This window comes from Bacillus cereus group sp. MG20, assembly GCF_040459885.1.
Taxonomy (GTDB): domain Bacteria; phylum Bacillota; class Bacilli; order Bacillales; family Bacillaceae_G; genus Bacillus_A; species Bacillus_A cereus.
Genome location: NZ_JARVHF010000001.1, coordinates 2,084,807 through 2,106,373, shown reverse-complemented (window position 1 = coordinate 2,106,373; position 21,567 = coordinate 2,084,807). Strand labels below are relative to the sequence as shown.

The window sequence follows — 21,567 nt, the reverse complement described above, 5'->3', positions numbered from 1 at the left end:
TTCTTATATTGCAGTTGTTATGTTTGTAAAAATTTTATCAGTTCTTTATTTAATTCATCCGCTTGATCGATTGGTGAACCATGACCACTATTTGTAAGAGCATGTAACTGAGAATTTTTAATTCGTTGTTGCGTAAGCTCAGCACTTTTGTAAGGAATTAGTTGATCGTGAACGCCGTGGAAGATTTTTGTTGGGACGTTAATTTTATTTAAATCTTTCGTTACATCTTCATTTGCAGCTGCTTGTAAAATTTTGATAAGGGCATAAGAAGCGGACTGCATACCGAGATAAGAAAACCATTCAAGGGTTGCAGCTCCTAAGTTTCTATTGAAAAAGGATAAAGATACATCATTTAAAAATTTTGGTAAATTAGCATACATTTGATTAATGAGAGCATCTGCTTGTTCTTTCGGTACACCGTAAGGGGACTCTTGATTTTTAACGAAAGAGGGAGAGACAGCGTCAATTAATGCGAGCTTAGAAATGCGGCGCCCATTATAGCGAGACATATATCGAATAGAAAGAGCACCACCAACTGAGAAACCGACTAACGTAGCGTTCTCTACTTGAAGTGCTTCCAGAACAATTGCGATATCATCGGCTAATCGATCATACGTGTAACCAGTCCATGGCTTATCAGATTGCCCATTCCCTCGTATATCCATGGCGATACAGCGAAAGCCATGCTCTGGTAAAACATTGAGTTGATATTGATACATTTGATGATTTAAAGGCCATCCGTGAACGAAGAAAACAGTCTTACTACCTGGACCAGGATTAACGTCTTGCACAAAAATATGCACATCTTTCTCGACAGTAACAAACATAAATTTCCCCCTATTTTATGAATATGCTCTATCCCAAAAGCGTTGTTTTGTCATAGCTTTAATAAATTCATTTGCTAGTCGCGTAGGGTCTTGTTCTATTAAAACACCAGGCTTTCCTTCGATATTTAAAGATTGAATAATAGAAGAGCCGTTTTGGAAGGAGCCAATCGGCTTAAAGTGATTATATGATTCTACGACAAATGAACTTGCTTTGTTAAGAAAATGATCATCCATCTTTCCGTCAATAAGAAGTAATCCATCATAAAGGAGTGGTGAGCCTGTTAAGAAAGTATCATTTACTTCCCACTGTCCATTTGGCGTTCCCTGTACTATGCCTAATCGTTCGGAAACGATCACTGGTTGAAGACCTACTTGTTTGAACTGATTTATTATATATTGTGCGCTTGGTCCATCATATCCATTTGCAACAATGACACCTACTCGTAATGTATTAGGACTAAAGGTTGTATTTGCCATACTTAGTGCTGGAGATGATTTTGTAACGTTGGATTCTTGCACATTTGGGACTTTTGCTCCGAGAGCTTCTGCAACTAAAGTAGCCAATTCTGTACTAATATGTCCAATCATATCCACGACTTGTTGGCGGACAGATTTACTTTTGACTTTTCCTAATTCAAAGGAGAAAGCCTGCATAATATGGATTTTTTCGACGTGACTCATACTATTCCAAAATAAACGAGCTTGAGAGAAGTGGTCTTTGAAGCTAGCAGCAGTTTCCCTTGTTTTATGACCAGATACAGTAGAAGGGTATGTAACGAATCCCCCCTTTGTTCCAGGTACAGTATAAGGAGAATTATTTGCTAAGGAATTGTTATGGTAGGCAACTTTTCCTTTGTCGATTATATATTTAGACGCACCATCTCTTTGGTTGTTATGAAATGGGCATATTGGACGGTTAATCGGTAGTTCTTGATAATTTGTACCAACGCGTGCTAATTGTGTGTCTGTATAAGAAAAGAGTCTACCTTGTAAGAGAGGGTCATTGGTAAAGTCAATACCACGGACGATACTTCCAGGGTGTAGTGCCACTTGTTCAGTTTCAGCAAATACATTATCTACATTGCGATTTAAGGTCATTTTCCCAATGATTTTAACGGGAAAATCTTCTTCAGGCCAAATTTTCGTTGCATCTAATATATCGAAGTCGTATTTAAATTCGTCCTCTTCTTCTAAAATTTGAATGCCAAGTTCGTACTCAGGATAGTTTCCAGCATTAATATTTTCCCACAAATCACGGCGATGGTAATCTGGGTCAGCACCACCTAGTTTTTGTGCTTCATCCCAAATTAACGAATGAACGCCAAGCTTTGGCTTCCAGTGGAATTTCACGAATCGTGACTTTCCATTTTTATTAACTAGACGAAATGTATGAACGCCAAATCCTTGCATCATTCGAAAGCTTCTTGGAATTGCACGATCGGACATAATCCACATCATCATTGCAGCTGATTCTTGATTGTTGGCGATGAAGTCCCAAAAAGTATCATGTGCTGTTTGACCCTGTGGAATTTCATTATGTGGCTCTGGTTTAAGGGCGTGAATAAGATCAGGAAATTTAATGCCATCTTGAATAAAGAAAATGGGAATATTATTTCCTACTAAATCAAAATTTCCTTCTTCTGTATAAAATTTAACGGCGAATCCTCTTACATCTCGATTCGTTTCATTTGCTCCTTTTGATCCAGCTACTTCAGAGAAACGAATAAAAAGCGGTGTTTTTTTTGAAGGGTCTTGTAGAAAGTGGGCCATTGTTAGCTCTTCTAAAGATTCATATAACTCAAAAATGCCATGTGCTCCGTATCCTCGTGCGTGAACGACTCGTTCTGGAATTCGTTCACGGTCAAAGTGAGAAAGTTTTTCTCGCATAAGGAAATCTTCTAGAAGGGTAGGGCCACGATCACTGGCAGTTAAAGAGTTTTCATCATTTGAAATTTTAACACCTGTATTTGTTGTCATCTCCTTTCCTTCATTTTCACGCGTGAAAGATTGGAGTTGTTCTGTCTTTTTATTTTTTTTGCCGTCCATAAAAAACACCTCCCATAATATACGTATTATTTTTTGTGTTTTTTATGCTTGTATATAGCATGAAGATGTTGCGTCGTTGGGATGATTTTCCTCAAATGTTCGATTTATCTTTGTTTGTCTATGAAAATCATTTATTATAATAAATGGTATTCTTCGAGATATTATTTTGAAGGGGTGTTGAAGTGAAAGAAAGTTTTCTATCATATAAAGAAGAAGAAAAGAATGCAAAAATCCTTTTATGGGTGTTATATGTCATTGTTATTGTATATCAAATTTTCTATGCAATCGTATTAGACGATAAATCAATAATGGATAAGGGATACAACATAGTATGGCAAGTTATTTGCGGAGTAGCAATACTGTGCGTGAATATATATTTAATGAAAAAAGAGAAGGCAAACCTTGTTAAATATGCATGGATATTTGCATACATAGGGATAGAAATCGCTAATATATTTTCATATATTTTTTATAATAAGGCGGCGTTTGATGCGACAAATATAATAGAAATTATTCTCATTTTCTTTGTACCCATATTTTTAAATAAAAAATTTTATGTGATTTTACTTTCTTCTATTGTAGGAAAATATTTAATTTATTTATTTGTATTAGAGGAAGTAAAAGCATTTATGTATCTTATTATGTATACACTTATGCTAATTGCGGCGTATATCATTTTAAACCGATTTTTACAATATTTTTCAGCTGTAAAGGAAAGTATTGCGATTGCTAGCGAATCACAGAAATTAGCAGTAATCGGAAAAATGGCAGCGACGGTTGGACATGAAATTAAAAATCCACTCGCTTCATTAAAAGGATTTACGCAATTACAACGAGAGAAGCATGAAGAGGATCCTATTTATAAACGTATGATTTTTGAAATAGAAAATATGAATAATATGATAAGCGAGTTAATGGAAGTTGCTACATGCAAACCTTCTATTTATAAGAAACATGATGTAGGAAAAATTGTATTACAAGTAATAACAAGTCTTCGCGAAAAAATGAATGAATTAAACGTACAGTTTATTTCTAATGTGGAAGAAAAAACAATAGAAGTTGAATGTGATGAACGAAAAATAAGAGGAGTCTTTTTATATACGATAAAAAATGCTTTAGAAGCAATGGAACAAGATGGCATATTACATGTAAGATTAGAAAATAAAGGGAAAGAGTATGTAATGATCAGCGTGATTGATAATGGTCATGGTATTAAGCAAGAAAACTTAATTCGTGTTACAGAGGCCTTTTATACAACGAAACAAGATAAAATTGGTCTGGGACTTACGGTAGCGAATCGAATTGTCGCCGAGCACCTTGGTGAGCTGCATATTTCAAGTGAAAGAGATACTGGAACGAGAATAGACATCATTCTCCCAAAGAAGTGTGGAAATACTGAAATCCAAGTGGAAGAAAAGCTAGGAGTTACCATATGAATAAAGGCTATATATTTAAAAACGAAGAAATAAAGGCGCTGAAAGCATTTTTAAGTTTATTTTTCATTATATTTTTTGTATATGATCTTGCTTATGAATTTATCGTACCGTTAATCGGTGGAGAGCAAGAAGGTGTAGGTGAGTTTGAAGATGGTTTAGGTTTATGGCTTTACTTTTTGATGGTGGTATTGTTTTGCGTTGGGATATACTTTATGAAATGGAAGAATGCTTTTGCGGTAAAGTATATTATTCTAATTGGCTATAATGTATTAGATTTTATCCATAACATTATGATTTATTATGGTAGCGATGCAGAATTTGACGGTGGAAATATAGTAGAAGGATTTTTTATTTTGTTTGCACCAATCTTTGTGAATAAAAGATATTTCTGGTTAATTCCAGCGATACTTGTCGGAAAGTATGCTCTTACAGGAATCATTATTCAATCTTCTCTCGTTTTAATCCCAATGGCATTATATAGCGTATTTACTATCATATGTTGGATTATATTTTTGAGGGTTCAGTCTTATGTTCGTACGCTTGAGATGATGGACAAAGAAATAAAACAGACAGAAAAACTAGCAGCTGTTGGAAAGATGGCAACGGTTATTGGTTATAAGATTAGAAGACCTTTAGCAAACTTAAAAAAACTTGTGAATAAACAAGCAGACAAGCATCCAGAGGATAAAATTTATAGTGATATTATGAAACAAGAAGTAGATCGGATTCATATAATTGCTACAGAACTTAGTGGATTTGAGAAATCTAAATCACTAGAATCAGAAACTCATAACATACAAGAAATTATCTCTTATGTTATTCGAGTTATGGAAAAGCCTGCTTTAAAACAAGGAGTCTACATACAAGGTATTTACAGTAAAGACTTACCATCAATTACATGTGATGAAAAACGATTAAAACAGGTCTTTTTTAATTTAATTAAAAATGCAATTGAAGCAATGTCAGTTGGCGGAACAATTACGATTAAAGTTACTGTAAAAGATGGAATCATCATTCAAGTGAAAGATGAGGGATGCGGCATTCCGAAAGATAAAATTCCAAAGTTAAATGAAGCCTTTTATACAACGAAAGAAACAGGAACTGGTCTAGGTTTAGTAGTTACAGAAAAAATTATTAAAGACCACAACGGTAAAATGAGTTTTGAAAGTGAAGTTGGGGTTGGAACGACGGTTGAGGTTATGTTACCACTGCATTAAATAGAAAAAACATCACTTCCAAATAAGTGATGTTTTTCTATTTTATCTTGCTATTTGTGGATAGTAAAAATCTCATTTTATCGATAAAGAATGTATGATGTATTTCTAAGATCAAAATGTTTTTTTAGTTTTTATTATGGATTTTCAAGTAAAAAATTTAGACTATAAAAATTAATTGTTTTTTCTAAAAAAACTATTTTCTTTTTTGGGTTTTAATGGTATATTCAAAACACGATAAATAAATACCTATTTTTGGCACACTATTCGAAAGGATAGGTCGCAAAGCTAAGAGTCTAAAGTAATGAAAATTACTATGATAGTCTGGTTGCAGTTTGGATTTTCACACATAGTTGTATGTATGAAAATCGAAGAGGCAACCGGATTTTTTATTGTCTCAAAAAGAAAAAATAAATGGGCACACTATTCGAAAGGATAGGTCGCAAAGCTAAGAGTCTAAGGTAATGAAAATTACTATGATAGTCTGGTTGCAGTTTGGATTTTTACACATAGTTGTATGTATGAAAATCGAAGAGGCAACCGGATTTTTTATTGTCTCAAAAAGAAAAAATAAATGGGCACACTATTCGAAAGGATAGGTCGCAAAGCTAAGAGTCTAAGGTAATGAAAATTACTATGATAGTCTGGTTGCAGTTTGGATTTTCACACATGTTGTGATGTATGAAAATCGAAAAGGCAACCAGGCTTTTTATTTTCTAGGAATACACATTATGATTGTAAATTTAGCTGAATAATAAATTTAATGTTCGAAATATTCGGTTCATAAGAAGTGAGGGAGGGAAGTACATTGCAAAATCAAATAGGTAAATTTGGGCGTATACTTCTCGCTGGAGGAATATTATTTACGCAAGTTGGTGTGCTAGATTACTCTGCAACGAAAGTTTATGCGGTTACAAACGACGAGCAAGGACGTTTTATCGTTCATATGGATAAAAAAGAAATAAAAGTTGATGAAAATGTAGTATTAAAGATTACAAATACAAATAAACAAGATGCTAATATCGAGCTGAAATTATCTAATGAACAGCTGTTCAATGAAGCAGAAACGAAAAAAATGAACGAAAACAATAAAGCGATTCAAAACATTTCAGTAACAGAAGATCACATTGTAAAAATTGAAAAGAATGAACAAAGTAATTTTATCGGTGACGTATATGTAGTCATTCAAATGAAAAAAGCTGGAGAGTACAAATTTGAACCGATAGTGAAGTTTGAAGGGAATGAAAAGAAAATTGAATCTCCTTCTCTACATGTTGTAGAGAAAAAAGAGGCTTTAAATGTAGCCATTTCTGATGAAAATCCAAAGGCTTCAGAGGAAGTTATGAGAAAAGAAATAAGTGAAAAAGTGAAAGTATCGGAAGAAAATAAAAAACAAGAAATAAATTCTACTAATGCTGAAGTTCCAAAAGAAACGAAGACTTTAGCGAAAGAAAAGGTTAATGAAGAACTCGTACCAAAGGAAAATGAATTAAAAGAGAGCAATAGGATAAACGAAAATAATCAGGAATTACCTGCTATTCAAGCTGAGAAGGTATTAAAGAGCCAATCTCTACTAGCTGCTAGTCCTGTTACAAGTATTCTTAAATATCCAAATGTAAAGGTAATAAATAATAGAACAGGTGAAGGGCCTTCTATCTCGGGTAAATATGCTTTTAGATTTGTTTGGAGCCCACAAGTAACATATGAGGTAAAGGGTAGTAGCAATGACAGAACTGGTCAAAGTCAATATACATTTAGAAATTCAAATAGAGAACAGTACGTATTAGTAAAAAAAGCTGGTGAATATCAAGGGAAATGGATTGATGTCCGTATTAATATTCACTCTATGACAGCTTCATCTGTAGATGTTAAAACACCAATAACTAAAGGTGATGCAAAAAACTTTTTACAATTATATGGGAACGGAAGGTCAGGACAAACTTATAATGCTTCCTTTGAATTTTATGAACACGGAACAAGTAAAAAAGTACCATTAACGGCAATGTGGAATTTCAAAAGGATAAATAGTTATAAAAATGTAACGTTACGTAATGATGGCAGTCATTTAACGAATTTATACGTGTATGATACGAGTTCAATTAGGTATCAAGACAAAGGGAATAATAAAATCGAGTTTTCTGGCACAGCAGGTCCAGTAGCTACTCCAGAAGCAGATATGACAATTACATTTGATAATTTAACAGAATTACCGCTAGAAGTTAGATTAAATGCTTCAGGTGTTAATGTATCATACGACCAATTAGCGATTGCACAAATTGAAATTCCAGCTCCAAGTGTAATAGGAGATATTGTGGAAGATAATTCCCGTCAACTTTCTTATAAGGTATATCAAAATATGCCTGCTCAATCGAAAGAGATTCACTATGCGAAATCTTTTGTATTAGAAAGTGAAGTGAATAAGGATTTTACTGTGAATGATGTTTCCATTCAAGATGTGGAGAGTGGAGATGATGTAAGTAGCTTCTTTGATATTAGCAGGACAAACAATAAAGTCACTGCGGTTGCGAAAGTAAATGCGCTAAAAACAGAAGAATTCAACGGGAAAATTTATGAAATGACAATTACAGGTTCTCCTGTAAAAGGTGCTAATGTAATGAAATATTACAAAGATGGTTATCTTGAAATACCGGTGTCAGCTAAAAATTATTTAGATGGCGATAAGAATGGACAAGATAGTAATCGAGATGGAATCGCAAAAATAAGGTATAAAGGTATTCCAACTGGGAAACCAGTCCCACAAAAAGTAGTGCAAGGAACAGATTTAACAAAAATGGATATTTCTAAATTTGTGACAGATTTATCTGTAGATACAAATTTGGATGTAGATAAACCAATATCAGTAGTGAAGTTAATCAATATTCCAGATACCAAAACAATAGGGAATCATACTGTAACGGTTGTAATTGAAACGAAGCAAGGTGTACAAGCGGAGATTCAAGTGCCGGTTACTGTCGTTGATGGGACTTTAAAGTTAGTAGACGTACCAAAAGAAATTACATTTGGAGATTTAACAATTCCATCGAAAACAACGACATACGCACCGAAGACGATTTCAAATCCTTTAAAGGTAACCGATGATCGTGTTAAAAAGCAAAAATGGAGTGTATATGTAAAGGAAATCACACCATTAACTTCAGCACAAAATGACACATTGACAGGAGCATTGATTTACAAACGAAATGGAAAGGATACACCTTTAAGTACTTCTAGTATAGAAGCATTCTCGTATACTTCTAAAAACGACGAGGAGGTTTCACTAAATTGGAAGGAAAACGAAGGAATTCATTTACAAGTAAAACCAGGGCCGAATGTCAAAGCAAATACTAAATATGCTGGACAGCTAGAATGGACATTAACCGATGCTCCTCTCTAAAAATATATGAAATATATAAATTTTAGAAAGGAGAGAGTAATGAAAAAAATAGTTGGTATTATCGTTTCCACAGTTATATGTGTGCCGTTTCTTATGGCAAATGTAGTAACGGCTACAAGTACGAATTCAAAAGCGGGTATTACATTTTCGAATAGCTATACACCAAATACATCAACTGATCCGACAAAGATAAATACAAAAAAAGAGACAGTTGATAAAAATAAAAATGGAGATAAATATTTACCGAAAACAGGAGGCCAGACACGGGACTTCAAACAATATATAGGATTGTTTTCAATTGTTTTATCTCTATATGTATTCAAAAGACTTAGGGGAAAGCAAGTGTATTCAAAATAAAAAATAGATGAAAACAGAGAAAAGGGGAAGGTACATATGAAACTAGCAAAATTAGCATTAATCGGTGCAGTATCATTAACATCAGTTGCAGCAGTAGGAACTTCAGCATTTGCGGAAGAGAAAGCAAATATGAAATCAAAAACAGATGTAACGTTTATTGAAGATACAAGCACAACAGATCCAAACAATCCAGAAAATCCAAATGAAAAAGTTACACCAGAGAACCCTGGTGACCATGAAATAGGAACAAAAGGTCCATTAAGTATTAACTACGTTTCTAACTTACACTTCGGCGAGCAAGTTATCTCTGGTAATGATCAAACGTACTTTGCAAAATTGGATAAAGTGAAACAAGGGAGCAAAACAGTTGAAGTACCTAACTTCGTATCTGTAACAGATAACCGTGGTACAAATGCAGGATGGAAATTGAAAGTAAAGCAAAATGCACAATTTAAAAGTGGTAATAGTGAGTTAACAAATGCAGCTTTAAGCTTAAGTAACCCAGCTGTAAATTCTGTAACTGATGCACAATATGCACCTACAACATTTAAAAATAAAGTAACGCTAGCTCCAGGTGGAGATGCGGTGGAAATTACTACTGCCGCAAAGAATAAAGGTATGGGTGATTGGACGACTGCATTCGGTAAAGGAACAGAACAAGGTAAAAAGAGTGTGAGCTTATTCGTACCAGGTACGACAGCGAAAGAAAAAGGTGCGAAATATTCAGCTGAGTTAACTTGGACTTTAGAAGATACACCAAACTAAGCTTATACAAGATTGAAAATTAAGAATGACTGAATTTTAAAAATGATCATAAAGGGGTATAAAACTATGAAATTAGCAAAAATAGCATTAATTGGAGCGGTAACATTATCATCAGTATCAGTAGGAACGTCTGCATTTGCAGCTGAGAAAGATGGCGGGAAATTAGACTCAAAAGCATTCATTAAATTCGAGAAAAATACAGATAAAATTGATGTTGTTAATCCAGAGAATCCAGATGAAACTGTAGATCCAGTTGATCCAGATAAAAAAGGTACAGATGGTCCACTAAGTATTGATTATGTATCTAACTTCAACTTTAAAACACAAAAAGCATCAGGGAATAACGAAATCTACTTTGCAGAATTAGATAAAGTAAAGAAAAAAGTAGACGGTTCTGTAATTGACGTGCCGAACTACGTTCAAGTAACAGATAATCGTGGTACAAATGCTGGATGGCATTTAACAGTAAAACAAAATGGTCAATTCAAAACTGCAGATGATAAAGCGTTGGATGGCGCGACATTAACATTAAAAAATTCAGCTTTGAAATCAAATGCAGGTAGCGACGCACCAACAGCAGAACAATCTATCACATTAAATCCAAGTGGTGCAGCATCTGATTTAATCGATGCAAAAGAAAACCAAGGTATGGGTACATGGGTAAATACGTTTGGTAAAGATGCAACAGAAGCGAAACAAAGTGTAGAGTTATCTGTACCAGGTAAAACGAAAAAAGAACAAACACAATACACAACTTCACTAACTTGGGAACTAACAGACGCTCCTATGTAAGTAAGAGGAATTTTAAGATAAAAGAGGAAAATGAGAAGAGATAAGGGAATGGCTTTAACCTTGTCTCTTTCTTGTCTATAAAATGGATATGAAGGGGATTACATAAGAGATGGTAAAAAAACTATTTACTAGCTTACTATTAATTACATGCTTCATGGTAAACGCTTTTTCAGTATATGCAGCTGAAATGAAATTCGCTGTGACAGCAGTTATACCAGAAAATCAAATTGATAAAAATCAAACGTATTTTGATTTGAAAATGCAACCTGGACAAAAGCAAACAATTCAAGTCCAAATGAAAAATGATACGAATAAAGAAGTTGTGGTAGAATCGTTTGCTAATACAGCAATTACGAATAGCAATGGTATTACAGATTATAGTACAGTAGAACCAAAAACGGATTCTACTTTAAAATATCCGTTTTCTAAAATTGCTAAAATGCCAAAAGAAACGAAAGTCCCAGCTAACAGCATAGTGACAGTTGATATAAACCTAGAAATGCCAAATGAGTCGTTTGATGGTGTTATTTTAGGTGGTTTATACTTTAAAGAAAAAGAAGATGAGAATGCAAAGAAAAAAGATGAAGGTGTGCAAATTGAAAATAAATATGCATACGCAATTGGTGTTGTTTTAAAAGAAACAGATGCTGAAGTAAAACCAGACATGAAATTAAACGAAGTAAAGCCAACACAAATTAACGGGCGTAACGTTGTTACTACAAATTTACAAAACGTAAAGCCAGCAATGTTAAAAAATTTAAGTGTTGATGCAAAGGTATATAAAGAAAAAGGTACAGACATTTTATTTGAAGCGAAAAAAGAAAATTTAAGAATGGCGCCAAACTCAAACTTTGATTACGCTATTAGCTGGGAAAACAAAGCATTTGATCCAGGAACGTACCGAGTAGAAGTGAAAGCCACTGATGGCGATCAAAAATGGGAATGGACGAAGAAATTTACAATTGAAGGAAAGACAGCTGATAAGTTAAATGATATAGCGGTAGAAGCGAAAAAAGACTACACACTATATTACATTATCGGCGGAGTACTACTGTTAATTATATTATTAGTTCTTGTATTCTTCTTAGGTAGACGTTCTAAAAAAGAGGACGATAACGAAAAATAATATATTGATAGTGTAAAAAGAAATTAATGGATGTTTTACTACGAAAAATATATAATGGCTTTGTCTGTTATTTGTTGTAGTTCATTTATATTTCTATTTGTTGACCCGAATTTCGGGTCTTTTTTTATGAAATGAATTGCTATATGTTAGTAATTAGAAAAACAGAATATACAGCACTTGCAGTATGAATATAAAGAGCGGTTGTATCCTTTCACAAAAATAGGTTTCCAGCTGTAATACTGGTAGCACCAGTAAAGTCGGTGCTACCAGTAGGTTCATTTTTCGGCACAACGAAAGCATTTACGTAGGTACATGTGCTTTCTCATTTATCTATTTTTCTGTGGTCGGTTGTATTGTGTATATAAATTAAAAAAATGATAGTGTTAGAGCCACCATTTCTCCTGCGGAAGCAAAATAACATCCACATCAAAATTCTCTTTAAACCAATCATACATCAATGTCTCTTTCACTAAATATTCAGAGGCAGAGTGTGATACCCCAATTAGAGACATATTCGTTTCTTTTACATAATCCATAATGAGAGAGTATTTATGTCGGCCGTAATCATTGTCGATATGGCAATGGATTTCTCCTGTAATATATGCTTCAGCACCTTTTTCTTCTGCTTCCTTCATTAAAGATACAACATCGCCACATCCAGCGATAATTGCGATTTTTTTGATGGAATCATGTCGTTTACCTTCGAAGTCTGTGTAAGGAATCTGGAAGAGTTGTTTTAGATGTTTTTGGAGTGCTTCTGTTGATGTTTCATCTATTTCACAAATAAGGCCAACTGGTTCTTGTTCTGGACCTCCATATGCAAAGTCGTCCACTACAGTAGCGTTTAATGCTTTTGCAATTGAAATACTCGTTCCATGTGTTTGATGAAAATCCATTGGTACGTGACATGTATATATAGAAAGTTGTTTTTCTTTTATTCCTTGCAAATATTTTTCAGGAATTGGTATGAAACCGCGGCCTGATCTTCCAATTGGATCACCGCACTCCATTACAAGGGGATGGTGCATAAAGAGTAAATCACCGGGTGTGGATTGTGAAATGAATGTTTCAAGAACGTCATCTGTAGGGAATACAGCTAAAAATACTTTGTTTACATTTTCAGATCCGTGCATCATAAGGCCGTTAAATAAATCTACAAAATTTGCTTCGAAAAATTGTTGCCAAGGAAATTTGATAGGATCATATACGGCTGGGATAAATCGACTAAAGGCGCTATCTTTTCCGTATTTTTCAATTTGAAATAAGTGATTGAGTGATTGCTCTATTTTTTTTAAGGCTGGCATGTTTAATAATCCTCCTTAAGATGATTCTTGCTTTATGAGTTGATTATATTCTTCGTAGCAAAATAAGAAGCGGATAGGAAACAAATAAAACCTAGAATCCAGCTAATAGAAGGAGAATAGGGAAGTACATGCTGTAATAGCATTCCGCTAGAAATGAAGAAAATACTAAATAGACCTAATAACATAGGATAGCGTTGTAGTTTGAACACAGATAGTAAACATCCTTTCTCCTGCATGAACTACTCATAAAAGCTCGATTGCTGAAACTTTATCACATACATTGTATATTAGTCTTAATTTTCTGTATATAACTTTTAAGAAAAATGGTGATACAATATATGAATGATAAGAGAAGAGAGGATGAAGATTAACATATGTACGTTACTGTAACAGAAGCAGCATATAAAAAGATTATGGATACGATTCCAAGTGAAACGAAATATATAAAGTTATTTTACGATAATGAGGGTTGCGGTTGTGTTATGAGCGGAATCATCGATTTAGTAGCTGTAGCAGAGAAAGATGAGCGCGATGTGGATATTGAATCAAGCACAATGAATTTTATCGCTGATCGTACAAAGCTTGTATTTATGGACGATAAGTTAACGGTTGATTGGCATGAAGGTGGAGGAACTTTTCAGTTGAAGAGCCCAAGCCAGTTTTATAATCCAAATATGAAATTACACGTTCGAGTATAGTAAAGGAAATGTGAGTCCAAAATGTATTTTGGACTCACATTTTTTTATTTTATAAGTCGCTATTATTGTCGATATATTGAAAAAATCGCTGATATAAATGGAGTTGCGCTGATATATTTGGGGAATCGCCGATATAATTTCATTTACCAAAACGTCCCAATAGTAAAAAGGTTTTTTCACATAATGAAATGTACATATGATTGAATTTTCTGTATAATCTTATTTGCGGAGGGGATACGCATGAGAAGATGGGGAATTGAGTTATTAATTTTAAGTGTTGTTATTATTTGGGGGATTAACTATACGATTGCAAAGTATGGATTTTTAGAATTTACAGCAATTGAATTTACTGCACTTCGTATGATGGCGGCGGCACCGCTCCTGTTACTTCTTACCTTTTTTATTGAAAAGTCGGTTTATATGGAGCGAAAGGATATACCTAGATTAATCATTGTTAGCGTTGTAGGTATTGTACTGTATCAAACGTTATTTATGGAAACTGTCAAATATACATCCGCTACAAATGCCTCTTTACTCATTTCTATTTCACCTATTTTTACAACTGTATTTGCGATTTTTCTGAAACAAGAAAATTTTTCTTCTCGAAAGTTAATCGGTTCTATGATTGCTTTTGTTGGTGCAGCATTAGTTTTAGTAGCAGGACATTCACTTACTAGTTCTTTTTATGGCAATGGAATTGGACTTATTACATCAATATGCTGGGGGCTTTATCCTGTTTTAGCAGGACCATTAATTAAAAAATATTCAGCATTACGTGTTACAGCATGGTCTGCATTAGTGGGTGCGATTCCGCTATTATTGTTAAGTGGTCCGCATGTGTTTGTCATGCCATTTCACATTACTCACGGAATGACACAATTTGCTTTACTATATTCTATTTTCTTTGTCACAGTATTTGGTCTAGTAATGTGGTATGTTGGTGTTCAAAAAATTGGGGCGTCACATACGATGGTATATATGTATATAACGCCGCTTGTAGCTGTTTTATTTGCAGCTGTCTGGGCAAATGAATATGTATCGTTTCAACAGATCATCGGTGGAATTATCATTTTTGTCGGTCTATGGTTTGTGAAATCGGAGAAAGTAAAAGTTCATTCTATTGCAGGGGAACCTATATCAAAATAGGAAAACAGATTACCTATGATCTGCTTTCCTATTTTTTTATTTTTGGTAAGAAGATGAGAAATAAGATAGCAGTAATAAGTGGGATTAAGTTTAAAAATGGAATACGGAAGAGTGTAATAAGAATAATACCTGGAAGAAGAACACCGAGGACAGCGTAAAAAATGCTATGGTTTTTCGTGTACCAATACAATGAAAGTCCGATAAGTGCAGGGATAATGAGGTGAATGAGAGCCATTAAAAAATAAATCATTAGACGCCCCCTTTATTTGTGTGCTTATTACATCATATCCGTATGTTCATAGATTGATATCATTTTTTTCATAAATGGACGAAAAAAGTTTGAAAAACCGTCACAAAATATGAGAATATAATGTTTGAAATCTTGTATAATATTATTTTCTAAAAACATTTAAACAACATAAACATACTGTTTATGTTGTTTTTAATTTGAGTGAAATGGATGTAAAGAATATGAATTTGAAAGAAATTTTTTGTCGGATAGATAAGAACGAATGAAGAGAGGTACAGCATGATTAGTATGTCACTAAGATCATTTAAAATCCAATCGTATTATATACTAGGTATTTTGTTACTAGGTTGGATGTTAACACCGTTTTCAGCACACTTTTTAGGCGCTGGAATTGGGCTTATTGTAAGTATGTATTGCGTTTGGCTTTTAGGGAGAAGAATTGAGAAGCTTGGAGATAGTATTGTAAAGAAGACGAAAGCACCGACACTCGGTATGTTTAACCGTTTTGCAGCTGCCATTTTGGGTGCTATTATTATGTACGAAATTGAGCACCACATGGTTATGTGGGCATTTGCAGTAGGGATTATGGGTGGTTATTTCTTAATCGTTGTGAATTTAGGATACTATAGCATGAAAGATGAGAAAGAACTAACAAAGAGCTAAAAGAGATAAAAAGATAAAAGACTTCTTTTTAGATGGAATAGATGATCCAGCCACGAATAGAAGCGGTCAGGGCCTTTTTTAACCCCATACGATGTGAAACCCGAGAGATGTAGCGAGTAGGGATATAATGTATATATTCGAAGCTGTAATTTTATAATCTAGGTCACAGATGAAGAGATTAGCATTTCACTTTATATAAGATATAGAAAGAAGCTTACGTTTTCACGTAAGCTTCTTTTTTATGTAAGTGTGTGTAACCGTTAAGCCGCATTGGGTTTTGTCGGTGAGTACGCGAAACTTTACGGTTACACGACACTTATTCATATGAGTAAAGGGTTATTCCAACAGAAAGTTTTAATTTAAGCGATTGGACCGCCTAAGTTAATAATATCTTCAGAAACGCTTTCGAACTTTTTGAAGTTCTCTTTGAATTCATTTGCAAGCTCGATTGCTTTTGCTTTGTAAGCAGCTTTATCAGCCCAAGTTTGTTCAGGCATTAACACTTCGTCAGGTACACCTGGTACGTGAAGTGGAACTTCAAGACCGAAGATGTCATGTTTAGCTGTTTCAGTTTTTGCAAGTTCGCCGCTTAATGCTGCTTGAATCATTGCACGAGTATAACCTAGGTTCATACGTTTACCAACTCCGTACTCGCCGCCAGTCCAGCCAGTGTTTACTAGGAATACTTTCGCATCGTGTTTCTCGATTTTTTCACCAAGCATTTCAGCGTAGCGAGATGCATCAAGTGGTAAGAATGGTGAACCGAAGCAAGTTGAGAATGTAGCTTGCGGAGATGTAACGCCGCGCTCTGTTCCTGCTAGTTTACTAGTGTAACCACTTAAGAAATGATACATAGCTTGCTCTTTTGATAACTTACTGATTGGAGGCAATACGCCAGATGCATCAGCAGTTAAGAAAATAATTGTATTTGGGTGTCCAGCAACACTTGGCAGTACGATATTGTCGATCGCATGCATAGGGTATGCAGCACGAGTATTTTCTGTTAAAGTAGTATCGTTGTAGTCGGCGATACGCGTTTGGTCATTAATGATAACGTTTTCTAAAACAGATCCAAATTTGATTGCATCGAAAATTTGTGGTTCTTTCTCGTGAGAAAGGTTTACACATTTTGCATAGCAACCGCCTTCAATATTGAATACACCGTTATCAGACCAACCGTGCTCATCATCACCGATTAATTTACGGTTTGGATCAGCAGATAATGTTGTTTTACCTGTTCCAGATAAACCGAAGAATAGTGCTACGTCGCCTTCTTCACCTACGTTTGCAGAGCAATGCATAGAAAGAATATCTTGTTCAGGTAATAAGAAGTTCATAATAGAGAAGATTGATTTTTTCATTTCTCCAGCGTATTCTGTACCACCAATTAGTACGATACGTTTTTCGAATGAAACCATAATGAATGCCTCAGAGTTTGTACCGTCAACAGCTGGATCAGCTTTGAAATTCGGTGCAGAAACAATGGTGAACTCTGATTCATGAGTTGTTAATTCTTCTTCAGTTGGACGAATGAATAACTGATGTACAAATAAATTGTGCCATGCATATTCGTTAATAACTTGAATTGGTAGGCGGTAATTGCGGTCAGCGCCTGCAAATCCTTTGAAGACGAATAACTCTTCTTTTTCTTTTAAGTATTCTAAAACTTTAGTATATAATTTATTAAAATGTTCTTCAGAAATCGGTTGGTTCACAGCTCCCCAAGCAATTTTGTCAGCAACCGATGCTTCTTTCACAATAAATTTATCTTTAGGAGAACGTCCTGTATATTTTCCAGTTGAAGCAGAAACGGCACCAGTCGAAGTTAATTTCCCTTCATTTCGCATTAATACTTTTTCCACTAATTGCGGAACACTTAGTTGAATCTGTGCATTGCTTCCGTTCAATAATTCGTGTAAACCAATTTGGACATTCACAGTACTCATATTTATATACCATCCTTTTCATTTAATGAAATATTTCTCGTAATCCCCAACAAGAGTATAACACAATTATATAAATAATGTATACTATTTATTTCTTTTTGTTTGTGTGAATGCATTATTTCCCTATTAATATTTCATTTCAGGCGTATTGAGAAAAACTTTCAGGAAAATGTGAATATTAATTGACAAATGAATATCATTTCTTTAGTATAGGTTGGGACGGATACTCTCTTATCCCGAGCTGGCGGAGGGACAGGCCCGATGAAGCCCAGCAACCTCACTTGTATTGATAAATGCAGGTGAATAGGTGCTAAAACCTGTGCGAGGCTACAGGTCTCGAACGATAAGAGCGAAGGGCAAAAAGCAGTATGCAAGTAGCAAATTAAACCTTTCCTCTATGTAAAGTAGGAAAGGTTTTTCTGTATGCTTGTGTGGGAGAATAAATGTATGTCGCAGTTTGTGGCAAATTAAGGATGAGTTCCGTACAATATATACAATTACTGTAGGGAGGTTTACCACATGACAAAAAAACGTCATCTGTTCACATCTGAGTCTGTAACTGAAGGACATCCAGATAAAATTTGTGACCAAATTTCTGATTCAATTTTAGATGCGATCTTATCAAAAGACGCAAATGCACGTGTAGCTTGTGAAACAACTGTAACAACTGGTTTAGTATTGGTAGCGGGGGAAATTACGACTTCTACTTACGTAGATATTCCAAAAATCGTTCGTGAAACAATTCAAGGCATTGGTTACACACGCGCAAAATACGGATTCGATGCAGAAACTTGTGCTGTTTTAACATCTATCGATGAGCAGTCTGCTGACATCGCTATGGGTGTTGACCAAGCGCTAGAAGCACGCGAAGGTCAAATGACTGACGCTGAGATTGAGGCAATTGGTGCAGGAGACCAAGGTTTAATGTTTGGTTTCGCATGTAATGAAACACAAGAGTTAATGCCACTTCCAATCTCGCTTGCTCACAAATTAGCTCGCCGTTTAACTGAAGTACGTAAAGATGATACATTATCATACTTACGTCCAGATGGAAAAACGCAAGTTACAGTTGAGTATGATGAAAATGGTAAACCAGTACGTGTTGATACTATCGTAATTTCTACACAACATCACCCAGATGTTACATGGGAAGAAATCGATCGCGACTTAAAAGAGCACGTAATTAAAGCTGTAGTACCAGCAGAATTAATGGATGGAGAAACGAAATTCTTCATTAATCCAACTGGCCGCTTCGTAATTGGTGGACCACAAGGTGATGCTGGTTTAACAGGACGTAAAATCATCGTTGATACTTACGGTGGATACGCTCGCCATGGCGGCGGTGCATTCTCTGGTAAAGATGCAACAAAAGTTGACCGTTCTGCAGCATATGCAGCTCGTTATGTTGCGAAAAACATCGTAGCAGCTGGTCTTGCTGACAAAGCAGAAGTACAACTTGCATACGCAATCGGTGTAGCACAACCAGTATCAATTTCAGTTGATACATTCGGCACAGGTAAAGTATCTGAAGACGTACTAGTAGAACTAGTTCGTAACAACTTCGATCTTCGCCCAGCTGGTATTATTAAAATGCTAGACTTACGTCGCCCAATTTACAAACAAACAGCAGCTTACGGCCACTTCGGACGTACTGATGTAGATCTTTCATGGGAACGTACAGACAAAGCTGCAGCTTTAAAAGAGCAAGCTGGTCTATAATATATGAAAAAAAGCTTTGCGCGGTGAGCGCAAAGCTTTTTTTATTTCGTTTTACTTACAATTTGAATGCATGATTTGCAATATACTTCGCCTTCTAGCTCAATATACTTTTTCGTATTAGTCATGCCTTTTCATACGTTTGTATTTCCTTTTTACATGATTTACAAAGGGTGGGTTTCTACTGGAACATATGCAATCAACCTTTCATTTGACGTGCTTTACCTGCGCAAAAGGCACTGCTTAGTAAAAATAGTGTCGCGAATATAATGCTTACTAATGTAGCGTATGGAATTGCACCTTTTAAGGAAAAGCCGACAGTGATTGAAGCGATGAATAAGAGGATGAATGTTGTTGTTAATTTTTTATAAAGTTCCATACTATGTAGACCTCCAATTTATTTTTTAGTACAAGTTTTAAAATTGAATTCTATTATGTAGAAAATATAAAGAGTAGCTAAAGATGTGTAGTCTAGGAGTATAAGAAAGTGCACTTTCCTTTTTGTGGGTTAGTATACTTATATTGTATCATGGCGCATTATTGGCTTCATACATAATTGTGTAAAGATATGTATGATAAAATGAAGAAAAGTCTTTAAGAAAGGAAAGATAAAAAATGAGTGTAACTGAACATAAAAAACAAGCTCCAAAAGAAGTGCGTTGCAAGATTGTTACGATTTCCGATACACGTACGGAAGAAACGGATAAGAGCGGACAACTATTACATGAATTGTTAAAAGAAGCGGGCCATACAGTAACCTCTTATGAAATTGTAAAAGATGATAAAGAAAGTATTCAGCAAGCAGTGTTAGCTGGTTATCATAAGGAAGATGTAGATGTTGTATTAACAAATGGCGGTACTGGTATTACGAAGCGTGATGTAACAATTGAAGCAGTGTCAGCTCTATTAGATAAAGAGATTGTCGGGTTTGGTGAGCTGTTCCGCATGATTAGTTATTTAGAAGATATCGGAAGCAGCGCAATGTTAAGTAGAGCGATTGGCGGTACAATTGGACGCAAAGTAGTTTTCTCGATGCCAGGGTCGAGCGGAGCGGTTCGTCTTGCGATGAATAAATTAATTTTACCGGAATTAGGCCATATTACATTTGAGCTGCATCGCCAATGAGTAAGTGGGCTGGAATTGTATTAGCGGGCGGTATGTCGAGTAGATTCGGTGAGCCAAAAGCGTTAGCGAGCTGGCAAGATAGTACTTTTATTGAGCATATTTTGAAAGAGATGACGAGTGTGCTCCAAGAAGTTGTAGTCATCAGTCATTCTGATATAAAAGAGCGAGTAGAGCAATTCGTACAAGTTCCTGTTATAGAAGATATTCCGCACTATAAAGGAAATGGGCCGCTTGCCGGCATTGTATCAGGAATGGAATACATAGAAGCAGATTGGTACGCTATTATGCCTTGCGATGCGCCAAATGTTTCGCATGAATGGTTTACCATTTTACTGGAGCAAACGAGCAATGAATATGATGCGGTTGTACCTATTATTAATGGAAGAAAACAGCCGCTACTTGCAGCGTATCATAACCGCGTGAAAGAAAAGATTTATGCTTTACTTCAGGAAGAAAAAAGAAGTATGGGGCAGCTTTTATCACAATGTAATGTGAAGTATGTTTCTGGAGAAGATGTACAAGTGAATGCGGGTTGGTTTATAAATGTAAATACGAAAGAAGAATATGTGCAGGCTCAAAAAGACCTTTCAAATGAATGAAAGGTTTTTTTGATATACAGAATTGGGGAACAATTGCTGTATAAAGGTATGTGAGTAAGTTGATTTTAAGGGGAATTCTTAAAATCATTATACAGCAAAAACACTGTATAACCATATATTAATTTTTATGGGTTTTTATTACAAGTCTGTTTAGTTATGTTTA

Annotated in this window: 19 protein-coding genes and 4 riboswitches; of the genes, 13 read left to right on the top strand and 6 right to left on the bottom strand. The window is 35.1% G+C overall.

Annotated features, from left to right (window positions below):
• Positions 1-17 precede the first annotated feature (17 nt).
• On the bottom strand, positions 18-827 hold the full coding sequence (locus tag QCI81_RS10805; RefSeq protein ID WP_000498279.1) for an alpha/beta fold hydrolase: 810 nt from the start codon (positions 825-827) through the stop codon (positions 18-20).
• A gap of 15 nt (positions 828-842) precedes the next feature.
• Entirely contained in the window at positions 843-2,873 is a 2,031-nt protein-coding gene (locus QCI81_RS10800; protein WP_071731810.1) for a catalase, read from the bottom strand.
• Positions 2,874-3,055: 182 nt separating this feature from the next.
• Between QCI81_RS10800 and QCI81_RS10795 the strand changes: the two genes are divergently transcribed.
• From QCI81_RS10795 to QCI81_RS10765, 7 genes are all read left to right on the top strand, one after another.
• Positions 3,056-4,309, top strand: coding sequence for an ATP-binding protein (locus tag QCI81_RS10795; RefSeq protein ID WP_353810729.1), 1,254 nt, complete (start codon positions 3,056-3,058; stop codon positions 4,307-4,309).
• A complete protein-coding gene (locus QCI81_RS10790) occupies positions 4,306-5,526 on the top strand; it encodes an ATP-binding protein (protein ID WP_053563505.1) in 1,221 nt (406 codons plus the stop codon). Before QCI81_RS10795 ends, QCI81_RS10790 begins: the two co-directional genes overlap by 4 nt.
• A 244-nt stretch (positions 5,527-5,770) precedes the next feature.
• A riboswitch (cyclic di-GMP riboswitch) is annotated at positions 5,771-5,859 on the top strand.
• Positions 5,860-5,930: 71 nt separating this feature from the next.
• A riboswitch (cyclic di-GMP riboswitch) is annotated at positions 5,931-6,019 on the top strand.
• A gap of 71 nt (positions 6,020-6,090) precedes the next feature.
• Positions 6,091-6,179: riboswitch (cyclic di-GMP riboswitch) on the top strand.
• Between the two features lie 152 nt (positions 6,180-6,331).
• Positions 6,332-8,917, top strand: coding sequence for a WxL domain-containing protein (locus QCI81_RS10785; RefSeq protein WP_353810728.1), 2,586 nt, complete (start codon positions 6,332-6,334; stop codon positions 8,915-8,917).
• 39 nt (positions 8,918-8,956) lie between these two features.
• On the top strand, positions 8,957-9,274 hold the full coding sequence (locus QCI81_RS10780; RefSeq protein WP_353810727.1) for an EF2685/EF0750 family sortase-dependent surface protein: 318 nt from the start codon (positions 8,957-8,959) through the stop codon (positions 9,272-9,274).
• 36 nt (positions 9,275-9,310) lie between these two features.
• On the top strand, positions 9,311-10,039 hold the full coding sequence (locus QCI81_RS10775; RefSeq protein WP_000761531.1) for a WxL domain-containing protein: 729 nt from the start codon (positions 9,311-9,313) through the stop codon (positions 10,037-10,039).
• A gap of 66 nt (positions 10,040-10,105) precedes the next feature.
• A complete protein-coding gene (locus QCI81_RS10770; RefSeq protein ID WP_065229467.1) occupies positions 10,106-10,831 on the top strand; it encodes a WxL domain-containing protein in 726 nt (241 codons plus the stop codon).
• Between the two features lie 109 nt (positions 10,832-10,940).
• The gene (locus tag QCI81_RS10765) at positions 10,941-11,957 is read left to right on the top strand and encodes a WxLIP family cell surface protein (protein WP_353810726.1); all 1,017 of its coding nucleotides are present in this window, start codon (positions 10,941-10,943) and stop codon (positions 11,955-11,957) included.
• 383 nt (positions 11,958-12,340) lie between these two features.
• Here QCI81_RS10765 and QCI81_RS10760 read toward each other — a convergent pair whose 3' ends face one another.
• Complete coding sequence (locus QCI81_RS10760; protein ID WP_353810725.1) at positions 12,341-13,261, bottom strand: Nif3-like dinuclear metal center hexameric protein; 921 nt, start codon at positions 13,259-13,261, stop codon at positions 12,341-12,343.
• Positions 13,262-13,635: 374 nt separating this feature from the next.
• Between QCI81_RS10760 and QCI81_RS10755 the strand changes: the two genes are divergently transcribed.
• Both QCI81_RS10755 and QCI81_RS10750 read left to right on the top strand, forming a co-directional pair.
• Positions 13,636-13,959 carry an iron-sulfur cluster biosynthesis family protein gene (locus QCI81_RS10755; protein WP_353810724.1) on the top strand — a complete coding sequence of 108 codons (324 nt, stop codon included), beginning with the start codon at positions 13,636-13,638 and terminating at the stop codon, positions 13,957-13,959.
• 240 nt (positions 13,960-14,199) lie between these two features.
• On the top strand, positions 14,200-15,105 hold the full coding sequence (locus QCI81_RS10750; protein WP_053563509.1) for a DMT family transporter: 906 nt from the start codon (positions 14,200-14,202) through the stop codon (positions 15,103-15,105).
• Positions 15,106-15,133: 28 nt separating this feature from the next.
• On the opposite strand, the gene QCI81_RS10745 is transcribed toward QCI81_RS10750, so the two are convergent.
• A complete protein-coding gene (locus tag QCI81_RS10745; protein ID WP_000639042.1) occupies positions 15,134-15,355 on the bottom strand; it encodes a hypothetical protein in 222 nt (73 codons plus the stop codon).
• 279 nt (positions 15,356-15,634) lie between these two features.
• Here QCI81_RS10745 and QCI81_RS10740 point away from each other — a divergent pair, with 279 nt between their 5' ends.
• The gene (locus QCI81_RS10740; RefSeq protein ID WP_000624926.1) at positions 15,635-16,018 is read left to right on the top strand and encodes an ATP synthase subunit I; all 384 of its coding nucleotides are present in this window, start codon (positions 15,635-15,637) and stop codon (positions 16,016-16,018) included.
• A gap of 359 nt (positions 16,019-16,377) precedes the next feature.
• Here the strand turns inward: QCI81_RS10740 and pckA are convergent, their stop codons facing one another.
• The gene (gene pckA, locus QCI81_RS10735; protein ID WP_053563510.1) at positions 16,378-17,964 is read right to left on the bottom strand and encodes a phosphoenolpyruvate carboxykinase (ATP); all 1,587 of its coding nucleotides are present in this window, start codon (positions 17,962-17,964) and stop codon (positions 16,378-16,380) included.
• Between the two features lie 228 nt (positions 17,965-18,192).
• A riboswitch (SAM riboswitch) is annotated at positions 18,193-18,314 on the top strand.
• A 169-nt stretch (positions 18,315-18,483) separates the two neighbouring features.
• Here pckA and metK point away from each other — a divergent pair.
• A complete protein-coding gene (gene metK / locus QCI81_RS10730; protein WP_000163117.1) occupies positions 18,484-19,683 on the top strand; it encodes a methionine adenosyltransferase in 1,200 nt (399 codons plus the stop codon).
• 196 nt (positions 19,684-19,879) lie between these two features.
• On the opposite strand, the gene QCI81_RS10725 is transcribed toward metK, so the two are convergent.
• Complete coding sequence (locus tag QCI81_RS10725) at positions 19,880-20,059, bottom strand: hypothetical protein (protein WP_000424797.1); 180 nt, start codon at positions 20,057-20,059, stop codon at positions 19,880-19,882.
• Positions 20,060-20,295: 236 nt separating this feature from the next.
• Between QCI81_RS10725 and QCI81_RS10720 the strand changes: the two genes are divergently transcribed.
• Positions 20,296-20,805, top strand: coding sequence for a MogA/MoaB family molybdenum cofactor biosynthesis protein (locus QCI81_RS10720; protein ID WP_000117130.1), 510 nt, complete (start codon positions 20,296-20,298; stop codon positions 20,803-20,805).
• On the top strand, positions 20,802-21,404 hold the full coding sequence (locus QCI81_RS10715) for a molybdenum cofactor guanylyltransferase (RefSeq protein WP_053563511.1): 603 nt from the start codon (positions 20,802-20,804) through the stop codon (positions 21,402-21,404). The genes QCI81_RS10720 and QCI81_RS10715 overlap by 4 nt, the downstream gene beginning before the upstream one ends.
• Positions 21,405-21,567 lie beyond the last annotated feature (163 nt).